Annotated in this window: 13 protein-coding genes; 1 reads left to right on the forward strand and 12 read right to left on the reverse strand. The window is 48.2% G+C overall.

What is annotated here, in order from left to right:
- Positions 1–60: 60 nt before the first annotated feature.
- A complete protein-coding gene (locus BLS14_RS19685) occupies positions 61–2,229 on the reverse strand; it encodes a hypothetical protein (protein WP_064636265.1) in 2,169 nt (722 codons plus the stop codon).
- A 578-nt stretch (positions 2,230–2,807) separates the two neighbouring features.
- Here BLS14_RS19685 and BLS14_RS19690 point away from each other — a divergent pair.
- A complete protein-coding gene (locus tag BLS14_RS19690; RefSeq protein WP_256336599.1) occupies positions 2,808–4,874 on the forward strand; it encodes a VWA domain-containing protein in 2,067 nt (688 codons plus the stop codon).
- 182 nt (positions 4,875–5,056) lie between these two features.
- Here the strand turns inward: BLS14_RS19690 and BLS14_RS19695 are convergent, their stop codons facing one another.
- From BLS14_RS19695 to rnhA, 11 genes are all read right to left on the reverse strand, one after another.
- Positions 5,057–6,649: an FAD-dependent oxidoreductase gene (locus BLS14_RS19695; protein WP_090953539.1), complete on the reverse strand. Its 1,593-nt coding sequence runs from the start codon at positions 6,647–6,649 to the stop codon at positions 5,057–5,059.
- Positions 6,639–7,592 (reverse strand): ROK family protein, encoded by a 954-nt coding sequence (locus BLS14_RS19700; RefSeq protein ID WP_090953541.1) that lies wholly within the window; start codon positions 7,590–7,592, stop codon positions 6,639–6,641. The genes BLS14_RS19695 and BLS14_RS19700 overlap by 11 nt, the downstream gene beginning before the upstream one ends.
- Before the next feature lie 28 nt (positions 7,593–7,620).
- Entirely contained in the window at positions 7,621–8,448 is an 828-nt protein-coding gene (locus BLS14_RS19705) for a MurR/RpiR family transcriptional regulator (RefSeq protein WP_090809847.1), read from the reverse strand.
- Positions 8,435–9,142, reverse strand: a complete 708-nt coding sequence (locus BLS14_RS19710) for an N-acetylmannosamine-6-phosphate 2-epimerase (RefSeq protein ID WP_231952726.1) — start codon at positions 9,140–9,142, stop codon at positions 8,435–8,437. Before BLS14_RS19710 ends, BLS14_RS19705 begins: the two co-directional genes overlap by 14 nt.
- 17 nt (positions 9,143–9,159) lie before the next feature.
- Positions 9,160–10,713 (reverse strand): DUF4127 family protein, encoded by a 1,554-nt coding sequence (locus BLS14_RS19715; protein ID WP_090953543.1) that lies wholly within the window; start codon positions 10,711–10,713, stop codon positions 9,160–9,162.
- A 27-nt stretch (positions 10,714–10,740) separates the two neighbouring features.
- On the reverse strand, positions 10,741–11,559 hold the full coding sequence (locus tag BLS14_RS19720; protein ID WP_083584785.1) for a carbohydrate ABC transporter permease: 819 nt from the start codon (positions 11,557–11,559) through the stop codon (positions 10,741–10,743).
- Between the two features lie 26 nt (positions 11,560–11,585).
- On the reverse strand, positions 11,586–12,467 hold the full coding sequence (locus BLS14_RS19725; RefSeq protein ID WP_063567945.1) for a carbohydrate ABC transporter permease: 882 nt from the start codon (positions 12,465–12,467) through the stop codon (positions 11,586–11,588).
- A 69-nt stretch (positions 12,468–12,536) separates the two neighbouring features.
- Positions 12,537–13,850: an ABC transporter substrate-binding protein gene (locus BLS14_RS19730; protein ID WP_240321577.1), complete on the reverse strand. Its 1,314-nt coding sequence runs from the start codon at positions 13,848–13,850 to the stop codon at positions 12,537–12,539.
- A 251-nt stretch (positions 13,851–14,101) separates the two neighbouring features.
- Positions 14,102–15,091 (reverse strand): serine/threonine protein kinase, encoded by a 990-nt coding sequence (locus BLS14_RS19735; RefSeq protein WP_090953545.1) that lies wholly within the window; start codon positions 15,089–15,091, stop codon positions 14,102–14,104.
- A 155-nt stretch (positions 15,092–15,246) separates the two neighbouring features.
- A complete protein-coding gene (locus tag BLS14_RS19740) occupies positions 15,247–16,116 on the reverse strand; it encodes an alpha/beta fold hydrolase (RefSeq protein WP_063567947.1) in 870 nt (289 codons plus the stop codon).
- Positions 16,117–16,311: 195 nt separating this feature from the next.
- Positions 16,312–16,974, reverse strand: a complete 663-nt coding sequence (rnhA, locus tag BLS14_RS19745; protein ID WP_090953546.1) for a ribonuclease H — start codon at positions 16,972–16,974, stop codon at positions 16,312–16,314.
- Positions 16,975–17,020 lie beyond the last annotated feature (46 nt).

The following is a 17,020-nucleotide window of genomic DNA, read 5'->3' on the forward strand; positions in this document are numbered from 1 at the left end:
GTCTATAATACGTTGTTTGATGAATCATATTTAATAATCAGACTTGTTCCAATGGTTTTCTTACACTTTCATCGCGCTGGTGCCTTTGGTAATCATGACCTCCAGGTTCTTCACGTTGCCGTTAAATACCAGGTCAATATGGCACATGTTGCTCTTTTCATCGATGATAAAGCTCATATCGTCGCCTTCCTGAATGATCGAATTGATCGACCCTCGAGTTCCCAGCCACCGGCTCTTCTGACTGCTCGGATTGTTGCTGAAGAATTTGACGATATTTTCATGCTTGAAATCACCGGTTTGGAAACGGAGCAAGCGCTCAATGTAAGTACTCACAAGTGTTTTGTACAAGGAATCAAAACCATCTTCGGACATCGCCATGCTTCTCGCTTTATAGACCGTAATCCGTTTGATGTCGCTATCCTGGATTTGGGCATTTTCCGATGAGAAAATAAATCCAAAGTTTTTTCGGTTAATCAAATCCTTGATGGTATTTGTAAATCCGGAAATTTCTTTGGTCATCGTTGTTACAACACGCAAGCTGTTGTCCCCTGCCTCAATGTCAAAACGCACACCTGGATAATCACGGTTGACGTTCTTGAAAGCCCCTTTCAGGTATTCCGGACACTGATACGCAGCAACAATCCCTGCAGATACATAGGACGCTCCAACATACACGCCTTCAATCCACAGTTTCAGAATGTCTTCCTTCTCCTTGGAAAGTTCCACACCATTCTCCGTCTGAAGCATGCGGCTGTCGATAACGACACCCGATTTCTCCTTGGGAATAATCGTGAAGTTTGGAGCACTCGGAATGGCAAATTCGCTATATTCCTTACGGGTCAACACTGAACATTTATCGATATACTTATCAATACCTGCGGTAGCCATGCTGCTGAAGGTGGTTTCTTCCCCGGATTCAAAGCTGAAGAACACCTGCACCTTGTAATCCTTAACAACTTGCAGGAGCATTGCCAGAGATTCCATGCTGTTTCCGTCTTGTTTAACCACTTTCTCGTTACCACGGAAACGGGCACGGCTGACTTTGACTTGGCCTGTATTTTCCAGTTCTACGGAAGGAACGATACCGAACCAGATCGTATCGGTAAAATCATTCTTCGCGTTGACAGTGTTGAGATATGTCTCAAGCCGCGGAATATTACTGCTCTTGACGAGCATATCCAGTTTGGCATTGGAGATCAGCATGGAAGGAAGCATGCCTTTGTTCTTAATCGCATATTGGTCAAAGAACATTTTGACACCCAATATTTTCTCGACCAACGGTTTTACCGTTTTCACAAAATCATCCTTGGCGTTTTTGTAAAACTCCAGGTATGTATTGTAATTCTGCACTTCAACAGCAGTATCCACTTCAGACTGTACCGCAGGAAGCGGGCAGAATGTGCGGACCACCAGATCCTGTACATACGGCGAAGGTGTCTCGGAAAGTGAATCGTAATCTTCGGCAAATACTTGCGTCAAATCAGTGCTTGTCGCTTCATCAAGAAGCATCAGCTCGTTGTTATCACTCTTCGGAGCTTCGATAATTTTCAATTCTCCGCTCTCACCAATCGTAAGTTGTCCTACCTGAATCGCTTCGGAAGAAGTTTCTTCTTGTGCACGGCCCAGCAACAAACGGGTCTTAATATCTTCAATGGCGAGTGGAAGCATGGCCATGACATTGTTATAGTTCCGGCTTGCATCTTCAAACATGACATTCAGCTTATCCCCGATATCCAGCTTCTTCGGATCGCCGTCATCCAGCTTCTCATGCTGGCCATACATGTAATGGATTTCCTTACGTACCTGACGAATGTCATCCATAACTTTTTTCGGTGAGATCATATCAAGCAGATTTTCAAACTTGAAATCAACGTTCGTAATACCTTGACTGCGTTTGGTATCAATCAGGGTGAACAGCATTCTCAGAAAGTCGTTACTATGGTCGATCTTGATCTCTGAGATAGCTTCGTCCGGGATACCTTCCGGCTTTTTAAGCGTATACATGACTTTCTGGTTTACCGCATTAAAAAAGGAGTACACGCTAGGTGAGAACTTGTCCAGGAACTCATCGAAGCTGCGAACAAGCAAATGTTCGTTAATCTCCTTGATCTTATCGTCACTCAGACTGTCGATGCCCTTCACATCACCAACAATGGTGATCAAGTCCAACTTCTCGGGATTGATTTCTTCAAAAAGCATCGTTCGGTTCGTTTGATTAATAATGTCCATTCAGGCAACATCCGCCAAGATGATGATCCATTCGGGCGAATGCTTCCCCCCCTCCATCAATTTTTGACACTCCGCACGTCTCTATCAGTCTTCGGTCATGATCCAGGAGAATCACTATTCCCAGCAAACACAAGACCAATAGAACGAGCTGTCAACATACGACTGGAACTTATGTACCAGATTATGCCGTTTGCTTTGGAGATTTATGGAATTCATCTTAATCATCAGCGATATGTTTTGTCAATATTACCCACTATAGGTCTAAAAGCTCATTTTACAACCTTCGATATACCTATAGAACTAATTTTTGGAATTCGCTTCACTTCCTTACGGATCATGCCGATGATATAGAATATCCTATAATTTGGATTAAGTTGAATGATTTAAGACTAGTGGGGTTTTCCCCCTAATCAAGAGTAAAAAGACTGAAAGTATGCGCTGTTGCATTATTCTCAATCAATGAAAACTACGCATAACGGCGTTATATCGTGATTAAGCAAAAGTTTTTGAAAAAAATTTAATATTCCCCAAAAAGTGTACCGAAGTTTTCAAACCAGAAAGGAGATTCGAAGCCTCACATGATATTAATTAAATGCAAAAAAATACTGCTTTCCCTATTGGTGATTAGCATTTTGATTCCTGGAGGGAACATTGGCAGCATGTACGCGGAATCATCTGTCAAGACCCACGCGTATGAAGGGCTCGATGCCATGTTTGTCCTGGATGTTAGCTACTCTATGAATGAGACCGACAAAGATCGCATCGCCGAAGAAGTTATACATATGTTTATGGATATGAGTAGTGGACCTAAGACCCGATTGGGATTCGTAGCTTATAATGATCAAATCACTTCATCCGTACCTCTAATGGATATATCATCCTCTGGGGCACGAAATAACCTTCGTAGTCGTGTTGATGGCTTAAAACGCTCAGGGTATACAGATCTTGGACTTGGCTTGCGCCGAGGTGCGAGCTTGCTTGAACAGTCCCAGACGGACAAACGAAAGCCATTTATGATTTTGCTCTCTGATGGGGAAACGGATTTGCGTGGCTCGTCGAGCAGAACACCAGCTGATTCATCCAAAGATGTAGACAAGGTGATTGAGATGGCTCAAAAAGCTAATTATCCAATCTATACCGTCGGACTAAACCGGGATGGTACGGTTAACCCCGCTGAACTGGAGCGAATTGCTCAGGAAACGGGTGGATCTTCCTTTATCACGGGAAGTGCAGACGACTTGCCTGAAATTTTCAACCGGATTTTTGCAGATCAGATTCAATCTGTTCTTGTATCTGTGGCAGCAGTAACAGCAACAGGGGCAATGCAGGAGGTAACTGTGGACATCCCCAATTCAAGCATGGCGGATGCCAACATTATCATGCTCTCTGATCATGCTGTCTCTGAAGCTCAGCTGTATTATCAGTCCAGCAATGTCAGCTTCATCCGATCTGATAAATATGCTCTAATGAAGATCATTCGTCCGGTCAAAGGACAATTCAAGCTGAAATTCAAGGGGCGCAGCGGAGATTTGGTGAAGATCAACCTACTTGGAAACTACAACGTGTCTGCGGTTGCACATATGGCAACGGAACCGCCAGTAAAGGGGAAAAACATCACATTTGAAGCCTCTCTCTACGATCAGGCTGTGGACCCTAAACCCATTCAGGATTTGAATGTTTACAAGGGACTTGAAGCAGAACTCATTGTCACCCCGTCTGATGGAAAAACAGAGCGCATCCCTTTGACTAATACAGGCAGCGGATTTACGGGAAAATACACTTTTCCAAAATCGGATCTATACACATGGGGTCTTCGGATTGATGGTCCTGACTTTTATCGGGAGATCACTCCGGTTGAAGTAGATATTACGAATCAGGCCCCCGTAGCAACCGGGGAGTCCATGGTGTTATCCAAAGACGATAGCAATACAGAAGTTGACCTAAGCAACTATTTTAAGGATGCCAATAATGATCCATTAACGTATGCCCTCGCAGAAGGTGGGAGTGAGCGCAAACTCGGAGACGCTGTCATTGAAGGTAATATACTGCGTTGGTCTTCGCTCCACACCGGTAGTTCATCCATTACGGTGACCGCCACGGATTCTGAAGGCGCGAGTGTAACCGCAGACATCCAGTTGAAAATTCATTCTTTACGTGAAAAGATACTTCTATATACGGGACTCGGTCTCCTCGCAGCCGGGGGTATCTTCGCCCTGTATTGGTTTGTGCTGAAACCAAAACCTGTATTCCGCGGAAGGCTGGAAGGATATTTCTTGGCCACTGCAAACGGAGAAGATATTCCCGTGACGAATTGGCCACTGACTTCATTGGAGCGACGAAAAGTAAGTCTCAGTGAACTATTTGATCGTATGGATATTGGGGTTAAGGTACCGGAGTCAGGACGAATCTGGCTGGAGGCTGGTAAAAAGGAAACGTTATTGGTACGGCATGATACGAACTGCACAGTCGTCCGGGGACGTACACCAGTGAAGCCCAGACATACAGAAGCTCTGGAGTATAATGAAAAGTTGTATATTACATTTGAGGATGGAGTCACAGAGATTGAAATTCGATACAAAGCCATCAAACCAAGTACTAATATCTATGTAGGACAAAAGAAAGACCCACAGCAGACCATGGGATAATCATCGCAGTGTTGATGAGAACGATCATCTGCAATGACACTATTGTAAAAACAGATGCACAAAGAGAATTAATCGACTTATAGAAAATGATTCCTGTTCAGAACAGGAATCATTGTTTTATCCCTTTGGTATCTCTAGTGCTTATGTGTTCTGAAGATAGCAACGTTCTCTTAAAAGTCTGTCTAACACTCCCCTGCCAGCTCCACTTCTGTCCAATGAAGCTGAACACCCTGCCGAATCAGCTGTGTCTGATAGGCATGAAGATGCTTCGCCGAAGCCCTCACCTCTGAGGGCTCTACTTGCTGTGCAATCGCATAAGCGGCAAGGGTTCCGGCAGCCTCGCCAATATTCCATTCGGTGGGATGCAGACGGTAACAACCGTTCGCAATCTGGGTCATGGAGATATTTTTGCAAGCTGGAAGCAAGTTCTTGACTCGCACCGGGATGAGTGCACCCAGCGGAATCTCATAGGGATGATTCGGTATATAAAAAGTCCGCTGACTCACGGTTGTTGGATGGAGATCCAGATGATAACTGCCGACACCTACACTATCCTCGTAACGTTTGGCTCCCTCTGCTCCGCGCAATGCCTTGCTCACATCCTGCTCGGTAATGGTATATACGCCTCGGATTCGCCGTGATTCCCGAATATACGGAGCTTTCGCGAGACCGTCTCCCGTACCGAGCACATCTCCACGCAGCCTTACGCCCGGATAACCCTTTCCGCCGTCCAGGCGGGGAGCTGCTGTCTGAAGCCAGTATACTAAGGAAAGAGTTAGTTGCCTCGCCCCTTCCAGATGCCGCTCTCGTTTCTCCGGCGATACGCCAATGATTGGCCCGGCGTAATAATCGTTCAGTGCCCAGTTGAGCAGCGTGACTTCACCATCATTCAGTGACTCTGTCCATATAGCCGGGTCAACGATCCGCCGATAATCCCACAGGGAGGTTATGCCCTGATCATTCGGGAACATCGTGAACTCTTTCAGCTTGGAGGTATCATTGGCATCCGAAGCGTACCAGCTCAGGATCGGATACAGTGAGAACGAGGGAACATACTGACGCCAGTAATCATAATCCCTCGGACGAGGGATCGTGAAGTCTCCTCCCGGCACATAATCCACTGCCGCCACATGGGTAATCGACTGCATGTCTAGCGGATTCGCTTCATCCAGGGCATGTGGCTCACCCGTATCCCGCCGAGATTCCGCTCCACTTACATACTCTACTCCCGCAAGGGGAAGCAGATCACCGCATTCTGTAGCATCGAGATAATAGGCACCCTGGAGCTTAATTAATCCCCCATTTCGCTCTTCACGCACAGTCACGCCAGTCACCCGGTCACCTGCTGTATCTACCTGAACTGGCACAGTATGATAGAGCACCTCGATTCGACCGGTGTTCACGTAAGGCGCAAGCATCTCGTGCAAAACGGCAAGCGCGACCTTCGGTTCATGCGCCAAGCGGCTCACCCAGCCATTGCCGGGGTTAAGAACAGGATCGCTCTTGGCGACATCCGTAAGCGGGTAGTTCCGTCTGTAGTAATCTCTGACTCGGCTGCGGAACTCACGATACGATGCTGTACTGCCAGATTGTTCAATCCAGCGGTGTTCATCTGGCGGTACTGCCTGTGAGGTCAATTGACCGCCAAGCCAGTCCGTCTCTTCCGTCAAAAGTACCCGTTGCCCTGCCTTGGCTGCAGCCAGCGCAGCTGCAGTCCCGCCAAGACCACCGCCAATAATGACGATATCACTGTGTTTCTCCTGTTCAATCCCCATGCTTTGTCTCCTCCCTGTCACTGCCTTCAGACCAGCCAACGCCGTCCTTACGTAGACGTTCCAAGGCCAGCTGCGCCGCCCCGATACAGCCTGCCCAGTTACCGAGTTCAGCCACTGCAACCCTGTCTGCCAACCCGACACTGGACAACTTAGCGGTAAGCATCGGCCACCATATAGCCTGATCATGGGTCACACCGCCACCAAGAATAATCAATTCCGGATCTATCGAGGCAGATATATTCGCAATAACCAAGGCCAAATCAGATATGTAACGCTCTAGAATGCACAACGCTATTGCTTCTCCCTGGCTTGCAGCGGTCATAATCTCTCGGCCGTGAGTACACGTGTTGCCCTTCTGTTCCTGCGCCAACCGCATCAGTGCACTACCGGAAATGTATTGCTCCACGCAGCCGCGTTTGCCACAATTACAAGGCCGACCGTCAGGCACCAGCACACTGTGCCCCCAGTCCCCACCGCGCCAGTCTACTCCCCGTAACATCCTGCCAAATGCCATATTGACCCCACCGACCCCAGTTCCGAGTGTCAGCATAACCAGGTTCTGCTTACCGCGGCCGGTACCAAGCCACGCCTCGCCGAGCAGTGCAGCATTGGCATCGTTATCAGCAGTTGAAGGTAGGCCAAATTCCGCTGTTGCCCACTGTGTCAGTGGCATTCCCTGCCAGCCAGGTAAATTATTCGTTGCGTGGATCACTGCACCCGTTTCCACATTCACCCTTCCTGCCGAGGCAATACCCAGTGCCTTCACTTCTTCACAGCTAGACAACAGTTCACTTATTAACCCGCGCAGCTGGCCAAGTATGGCCTTCCGGCCCAACCGGGCCTCGGTTGCACATGTAGCCTCCACCAGAACGACTCCGGCTTCATTGACTACAAGCCCTTTAATGCCTGTGCCACCTACATCCACGCCAATGACCTGTGGCATATGCTTTCCTCCTATTCACACAAACCCTTCAATAAATACGGTCGATAACTGCCCTGGCCGTTAATTCTTTCATCTTTTTGGTCTCTTCGCCATGCTCGCGCTCCAGCCCCTGGCAGAGCAAGTCGATAATAAACAGCTGAGAGATTTTAGCTCCTACAGAACCGCCTTCAAGGGGAGACTCCTTCCCCGCGGTCAAGAGCAAGATATCCGCAATAGAAGCAATGGGGGATTTGGCATAGTTCGTCATGGCAATCACCTTAGCCCCGTTTTGTTTGGCCTTCATCAGCATATCGTTGGTATCCAGCGTACTGCCGGACACGCTGATGCCAAAAGCCACGTCACCTTCTCCCATCGTTACCGCCATCATGGACTGAATATGGCTGTCGGAATTCGCTTCCGCACGTCGGCCGATGCGCAGAAAACGGTTCTTGGCATCCATAGCGGTAATGCCTGACGAGCCCACGCCGAAGAATTGCACATGTCGTGCGCTGTCCAGAAACTTTACTGCCTGCTCCAACTGGCTGCGATCCAGCATACCCAAGCTGGATTGCAGCACACCCACCATCGCGGTATATAAATGGTCGGCGTAATCGTCCTCTCCCTGCTCGCCGTCTGGCTGGTTCTGCCGTTTCGGCAGCCCTTGGGCCAGCATCAGCTTGAAATCCTGATAGCCTTTAAACCCGATTTTACGGCAGAATCTCATCACCGTGGTCTCTCCGGTACCAGCAAAATCAGCCAGCTCAGTCACAGACAAATAGATTATATTATCCGGATTGTCCCGTACGCACCTGGCCACCTTCTGCTCCGACTTGGTCATGGAAGGATAATACGTATTAATTCGGTCATTCATCTCCATTACTCTTCATCCTCGCTTTTTGGGTCACTGCTGCGAACTGTCGGGTAATTAGCTGTGGCCGAGTTATTGCGGAGCCCACCACAACAGCGTATGCCCCCAGATCAAGCGCCTCTTCTACCTGAGAGGGTTTACTAATCCGCCCTTCGGCAATGACCGGAATCTTCAACCGCTGTGCGCACATCCCCAGCAGCTCCAAATTAGGCCCTTCCTGCTGCCGGGAATACGGTGTATAACCCGATAGTGTAGTCGAAACACAGCTGACTCCAAGTGACTCAGCGTATACAGCTTCCTCCAGAATGGAGATGTCTGCCATGGAAACCACCCCATTTGCGTTCAGATAGGCGGTGATTTGCTCCAATGTATAATTTTCCGGCCTGCTCTGGCGGGTCGCATCAAATGCAATGATATCCGCTCCGGCCTCCAGCAGCTCGTCAATTTCTCTGAGGGTTGGGGTGATATATACAGCAGAATCCGGGTAATTGCGTTTCACGATGCCAATAATCGGCAATGAGACGGTCTGCTTGATCGCACGTACATCTGCTGCCCCATTCGCCCGAATACCCCCGGCCCCTCCTTCCTCCGCAGCAGCTGCCATACGAGCCATCATCGCCGCGCCATGCAGCGGTTCGTCAGCCAGCGCCTGGCAGGAAACAATTAGCCCCAAATGCAGTTTCTCCAGCACTACCTTTGTCAGGGTTTCCACCCTCTCTCTTATATTCTGCTTTCCTTACCTGGGTTGGATGGTACGAATCGTACAGACAGGCCCACTTCGAACATCCGGTTCCATGGCATATAACAATCGGTAATCTGGATACTCCCTGCTGCAGTATCGATCCGCACAGTAAGCTCTTGTCGCAACCTTTCCTCTACTCGGGCAGCAACAAGGCCACGAGACCCATCCAGCAAGTACTTGCCATATCCCATCTCCTGCACCGGGCCATTGCTAAGTTCTCCCCGAACGACTGAACAATAGCAGACATCCTCAGCATAGCGGAGGGCGAGGAAATCAAGATGCGACGGTGTACGACCATAGAGCAGATAGATCATGGCCTGCGAAATGACGGTTCCTAGCGAGTTGGAGCTGGTATTCCAGGCGGCATATCCAGCCAGATCAAATAACATGTCTTTTTGCCGCAGCATCTTGACCAGCTTCTGATCCCCACCATTGGCATATCCCACATCCGCTACAGCCACCGGCTTGTTCTTGCTCCTGAGCAGAAAGTGTCCATATTCCACCAGTTCCATCAGGTTTCGGTATACATCATAGCTGTAAAAAGAATGCTGCTGCGACACCGCTTCCGCCATCGTCTCTCCGGGTGTGCTAATCAACAGCACCAGATCTGCTTCAGTCGCACTGGATGCAATCAACCCACCTGCAGCCAAAATCTGATATTTGAGCGTCTCATAGAAAAATCGATCCTCGAATAGCGGGGTAACAAACGCCCCCTGAACAGATGATAATCGTGGGTACACCAGCGGCATCCGGCCGCGAGCCTTATTCATCATTCTGGAGAGCAGTACGCAACCAACTTCGTCCGCACCAGGATACATGTAGACTTTAAGTTCCAGATCGAGGGCGGTAATCCGGGCTCGCACTTTCTCCTGATCCTTGGCTGTATGTCCATAAGGCGCCGAATCATCCTGCGGCACAATCATGAAGTCGATAATTCCTTCCTGGACCAGAGCCAGCACTTGCTTGTTAGCTTCAATATTTACGGCCCTGCGTCCCAGGTAATCTTCCAGCACTTCCATTGGTAGACGGTTATCGATATCGGCCAGCTCGCGGATCTCTTCATCCGTCGCAATCCCCAGCTCCATCCGATGGCTGATGAAACCTTTGCGAAAAATCTCTCTTCCCCAGTCGGCGTAATAATCCGGCTCCTCATCGGACAGGGAATATTGCGGGCAGCGCATAATCAGTTGGAATGCATACAGGGTTAGCTGCGGGTACTGCTGCTTGATCCCCCGAAGGCGCTCCAGACGGGCCGTCAGTTCATCCGGCTTCAACTGATGCAGCCGGGAAGGAATAATCCCGCCGTAGAGAAACGTATCCAAGGCAACGATTGCTCCATCTGCCCTTGCACAGCTCTCCTCAAACCAGGTCCATAACTGTTCCACATCGCCCGGACGTTTTTTTAGGCCCATGATTTCAAGTGGGGGACGCTCCACTGTGAATTCCGTTCCCTGTGCCAACAAATAAGGAAACTCATAATTGCAAGGCCGTTCATCTAACGGAACAAAGGTTAACTTATACTGCTTCGGCATGATTGCGTTCACCCTTTCTGTATTTTTTTATCCTTTAATCGCTCCGGCGATGCCTTCCATATAGTATTTTTGGGTGAAAAGGAACACGATGATAATCGGCAGCACCGAGATCATGGTGCCGGCGGCAATCCAGCCGAAGTTATAGGAGAACTGACCGTTCAGATACGTCAGGGCCGCAGCCAATGGATATTTCTGCGGATCATCCAACACCACAATCGGCCACAGGAAATTGTTCCAGAATGCCATGACTTCAAGCAAGCCAATGACGGCAACCCCTGGTTTCACCAATGGCATGACAAGCTGCACGAAGATACGGAACTCGGAGGCTCCATCCATTTTGCCAGAATCCCGAATATCCGTCGGTATGCCCAGAAACGTTTGTCGCATCAGAAAAATGTTAAATACCGACACCGCGGCCGGAAGCACAACCCCAAGAAACGTATTGCCCAAGTGAAAGGCCTGAATCGTTAAATAATGCACAATCATCGCCGTTGCCGAAGGGATAATCATGGTCGAGATTAGCAGCGTGAACACCAGATTACGTCCCCTGAACCGAAAGGTCGCGAGTGGATACGCCGTTAGGCAGGACAAGAAGATGTTAAACACTACCCCAAGGAGCGTAATCACCACCGTATTTATGATGTAGCGTGGAAAATCCATGAACTCCCACACCTGCACGTAGTTATCGAAAGCGATGAAGGTAGGGAGAATTGCTGGTGGATTCGCGAACACATTACGACCAGGCATCAGCGATACGCTGAGCAGCCACAGAAAAGGACCCATCATAAACACGGCAAGCAAAATCAACAGTACATAAATGATCAAATGACGAAGGGCTTTTTTCATTTTTTTAGACGAAAACGTACGCCGAATCAATAGGTATTCACCCCGCCTCTCCGGTTCAGCCGGAACACCAACACACTGAGCGCTGCTACCATCACACTGACGATCAGGCCAAGCGCCGAGGCATACCCGAAATTGAATTGCTCCAGCCCTTTTTGAAAAATATATACGCTCGAGGTCAGCGTGGACGTTCCCGGCCCGCCCTTGGTGAGAATATAGACCTCATCGAATACACGTACGGCCCCCATCACCGAAATTACGGTGCAAAAAAGAATATGCGGCCGCAGCAGCGGAAGCGTCACATGAATAATCAGTCTCAGCGGTCCAGCTCCATCCACTCTGGCGGCTTCATACAGATCTGCCGGAATACTTTGAAGCCCAGCCAGATAGAGCATCATGTAATAGCCGAGACCCTTCCACATGGTGATGAACATCAGCACATACAGCGCAGTACTGCTCGTGGAAAGCCAGGAGACCTGCTCACTGAGAATGCCAACCTTCAGCAGCAGGTAATTGACCACGCCGTTATTGCCCAACAGCCAGCTCCAGATCAGCGCCACTGCGACCATGGAAGTTACAACCGGTATGTAGTAGGCTGCCCTGAACATTTTGACACCTGGAATTCGGCTGTTAACCAGAATGGCCATGAGGATCGAAATGATTTGAATCACCGGTACAACCAGCACATACACCAACGAATTCCACAGCGAAATCAGGAAATTATGATCTTGAAAGGCCCGGGTAAAGTTATCCAAACCAACGAAATGTGTCTCTGTAATGACAGAATAATCGGTTAATGAGAGGGGTATCCCGTAAATAATCGGCCAAAAGGTGAAAACCGCCAGAAACAACAATCCCGGTGCCATAAACGCCCATGCAGCAAAAGATTCGGATCGAATCGCCTTGTACACGGCTACGCCTCCCTCTCTTCTAGGATTGAGGGGGAGTACTCCCCCCTCATCAGACTGTACCGCTTAAGTTCAGGAATCTTGGTTAAGGATTTGGTTAACTTCCTTCTCCACTGCGTTCAAGGTTTCTTTAATATCTGCTCCGTTCATCAAAATTTCCTGCAAGCCCCGTGCCAATGCGGAGTTGATATCTCCTGCATTCGGTACGCCGACCATGTAATCAGTGGCTTTATCTAGACTTTGAGAGGAGGCTACCTTGGCTTCGGCTTCCAGCGATCCGTCGGATTGCGTAAAGAACGGATCTTCAATGGAGGCTTTGCTCGACGGCAGCGTGTTGGCTACCTTGGAGAAGGCAGTCTGGTTCTCTGCATTGGTAATAAAGGCGGCAAATTCCACCGCTTGCTCAGGGTTTTTGGATTTCTGTGGCACGACGAGATCCATGGAATTGGAGAGCCGCAGGTTCGCTTTGCCCGTTGGGAGCGTTACCGCAATCGTATTCTTGTAAACATCCGGTGCAGATTTCTTGATAAAGTTAATAAAGGTTGGACCCGACAATTGAAAAGCGACCTGCTCCCCGGAAAAATACTGGATCTGCTTGCTGAATTCCGCATCCTCCTTCAGCACCACGCCTTCGGCCATCAGATCACGCATTTGAGCGATCATCGCCTCTGCTTCCGGCGTATTGAAAGCGGCGGCCGTTTTGTCCTCATTTAAAATCGGAATGCCGTCGATTGGAAACAGCTTGGAAATAAGCTGTTGCGCATAACCGGCCACTCCGGTCTTTTCATGGACCTGACGGGCCCACTCCACAAGTTCCTCTCGGGTCTGCGGCGGATTTGCCGGATCAAGGCCTGCCTCCTTCACCAGCTTGGTATTCATGAACAGCACTTCGGTACCTGTGTACCAAGGAAGCGCGTAAGCTTTGCCATCCAAAACAGTAGAATTATAAATGCCTTCAAAGTAACTCTTCGCTTCCTCATCTGTCAGGTATTCGCTCAGATTCAGCAGCGCTCCCTTACTTCCCAATTGACTGGCGAATTCGGTATTGAGATTCACAACATCAGGACTTTTGCCACTGGCCGTGCTGGTCAATAAACGTTGCGAAATGGCATCATATGGATAGTCCTTCCACTCGACCTTCACGCCAGGATGACTGCTCTCATACTTGGCAATCAATTCATTGAAGTAATCGTTGAACGTTGGCTGTAAAGCAATCGTCCAAAACTCCAGCGTAACCGGCTTTCCAGCTTCCGTACCCGTCTCCCCAGTGCTTCCCGGACTCGGCGTACCAGCCGTATTGTCATTTCCTCCGCAGGCGGCAAGCAGCATAGACATCATAACGACTAGCAGCAAAGATACTGTGAAGCCCTTTCTGTTGGTGGTCACACAACATTCCCCCTCAGTTTGGTATAAGACGGGAGCCGGCGCTTACGTCAGATTTCCTGGCTAATTACTCCATCTTTCCAATGGAGTATATGCAGACCCTGGAGTTAGAATGAAGTATTCTTCCAGAAATAAATAAAAAAAAGAAATAATTTTTCTTTTAGGTTAAAAAAACACAAAAAAAGCCAGTTCGATCCGTGTAAGGACCAAACTAGCTTATTTGTTACGACTATATGTATAAGACAAGGCTACAATCAAGCCGTCTCATGCTGTTTCTTCGACTCTGCTGCATAGACTTGCGTATGTTCATTCTCAGCTAAAACCCATTCTACCGTGCCAGGTTTGCGTATTTTCCACATCCAGGCCTGTACTTGAAGTGATCTCTTAACCCATGCGAGGGACGCACAACGTTGCTCGGAACGAACTGTTAATCCCCAGTGAATCACGCGTGCGAGCCACCGGTTCACATACTCATTATGAGAACGCACAGATGGCAATTCATCGCGGAACAGTCGCTGTTTAACATCCATAGGGGGCTGCCCACATGTCCAATAATGAAGCAACGCTGCCAGGCTATATATGTCTGACATCGGTCCCTGACTGGATTTCTCGGAGTAGAACTCAAGCGGCGAATACCCGGCCGATGTAAAGATCGCCTGTTTTTCCCCGGATTGTACAGGCCAGCGAGCCGCCGAACCGAAGTCCAGTAGTTTGGGCGTGCCGTCTTCCATCACCATAATATTGGATGGCTTCACATCACGATGAAGAATTCCCTGCTTATGAATATAGTCCAGTGTATCTACCAGCGGAAGCAATGTCTCCGTAATAAATACCGCGTCCAGCGCATGATTTCGCTCAATCAGATATTCGGTTAAGGTTATCCCTGTGCAATATTCCATAACAAGATACCCTGTGTCATTTTCTTCGAAATGATCCACATACGACACAATATGAGGATGATTTAGCGTGGATAACAGCTCTCCTTCTACCAAAAATGCAGCAAGAAGTTCCTGATACTGACCACTGAACCCCCGTGAAGAACAGAACACTCCCCGTTTGTCAGCCTGACGTGCTGCCAGCCTCTGGGGGAAAAACTCCTTGATTGCTACTTTTGCACCTGTATTCCGATCTCTTCCTGCATATACAATAGCCAGCTCACTGCTAGCCATGAGATGTCTTACCTGATATGTATCATTTAAAATTACATTGCGTTGCAATGCCATTTTACAATTATCCTTTTTCATAACAGACCCTCTTTTCAACCTTGTCGATCGGAAGACTTGCCGCATGTTGCATCATTCGGTCCAACCAGACAGGCGTTTCATCGCCAACCATGTATATAAACCAAATGATGCAATTTGAATCACAACCATGCGGAAATATTGAAAAATTTCTAAATTTAATAATTCTTCTGTAAAAATTGCTGAATTTCTTGGTTCATCTGGATCAACACGTCTTGAGACGGGAAATGACCTGTGTCGTATTTGATTGCTTTGACATTCGGAATAATCTTCTGAGCTCTTTCAATGACCTTATCTGCTGGGAAAAAGACATCCTTCTCTCCCACCAATAGAAGTGTTGGCGATGCATAATTCACCAATTCCTCCTGCTCCGTAAGCTTGGGCATATCCTGCTCCAGACTGACGTATTTGAAGATTTTCCCAATTATATTTTTATCTATTTCTTTCATACAACTGCATGACATGATATCCGCGATCTTTTGCAAAGAAGTTGGAGAAGAAGTCATTTTGTACGTTACAAGTGGCAACACGATATCCTGAGCCATCTTAATTTTGGATCCCACGGCCAGTCCAGCGGGTGCTACCAGAACAGAACATGCAATTCGGTCCGGAATGTAAGTTGCCAATCTTAGGATAATTCCGCCTCCAAAGGAAGGACCGATAAACGCACTTTTTTCGATCTTGTAGTGATCCAGCAAATCAGAAATCCACAAAGCCAAACTATCAAACCTTGCCGAAATTCGTGTTTCTTCACTGTAGCCTGGATGACCGATCGTATCCGGCGCGATAATCCGGTAATCTTTGAAAAGAGAAGAGAACCATGACAACGTCATCGGATTCACACAATTTCCGCCCTGGAGAATAAATAGCGGCTTACCGTCTTCTGGACCTGTTAATAAAACATGCGTTTGTCCAAAACGTGTCTCGACGTACTCTCGTGTAAAACCTTCGCCCAATTGCTCAACATACGCTTCGTATTCCTCAAGTATGCTGCTCTTGCCTTCTTCACTTCTATAAATGGAACTCATGTCTGCCTCCTGCAAAGTATACTCTTTCAAGATTTTATGGATTTTAAGGTCCATAAATATAAAAGAGCCCGCTGATGACAGGCTCCTTCATATGTGTAACTTATCATAATGAACTGATTATAGAATGGAAACTGGAAATTGTAAACATCGTTTCTCATAGAAAATTAATAATACAGAAATTGTAGAGAATTAGGGCTATTTTCGGCCGTAATCTGCCTTGATTTCGCCCCACTGCTTGGTCTGCCATTTTAGCACTTTATTGCTATACGTATTCGTTCGGAGCCACTGCTCAGCACGGTCAATCATCAGCCAGATCTCTTCGGTGGAAGCATCCCTTGCAAGGGTGGTGGACACCGCTTTTTGCTTCAACCATTTCATCGCATTGACGGAGTCCGTATAAACCGTCTTACTACTGCCCTCTTTTTTGAGATACGCCAAGGCATGTACGATGGCCAGAAATTCCCCAAGGTTGTTTGTACCTTTGGAAATTGGCCCAACGGAGAAAATAATCTCACCCGTGCGGGTATCTACGCCTTTATATTCCACCGGCCCTGGATTCCCACGCGTACCAACATCAACCGAGATGCTGTCATAGTCAATTTCTGCGGAGGTCTCCATGCCCGCACTTCTTCTGCTACTGCCAGACTTCGTCTTCGAAGAAGCGCCTGAACCACTGGCACCCGTACCCCAGTTTCCTTTCCATCCTGCACGATATGCCTCTTCGGCGGCAGCTTTCGATTCATACGATTTATATTTTGCTCCGGTAAAATGATCCGTTTGTGCTTTGCATTCCGCCCATGTGCTGTATACGCCAGGCTGCTTTCCTGCCCAGACGACATAGTATTTCTGCTTTGCCAATATGACCCGCTCCTTCGTTTGCTGCATTCAATTCCTTATTGTAAAC

Origin of the sequence: Paenibacillus sp. OK060 (genome assembly GCF_900101205.1) — a bacterium.
Taxonomy (GTDB): domain Bacteria; phylum Bacillota; class Bacilli; order Paenibacillales; family Paenibacillaceae; genus Paenibacillus; species Paenibacillus marchantiae.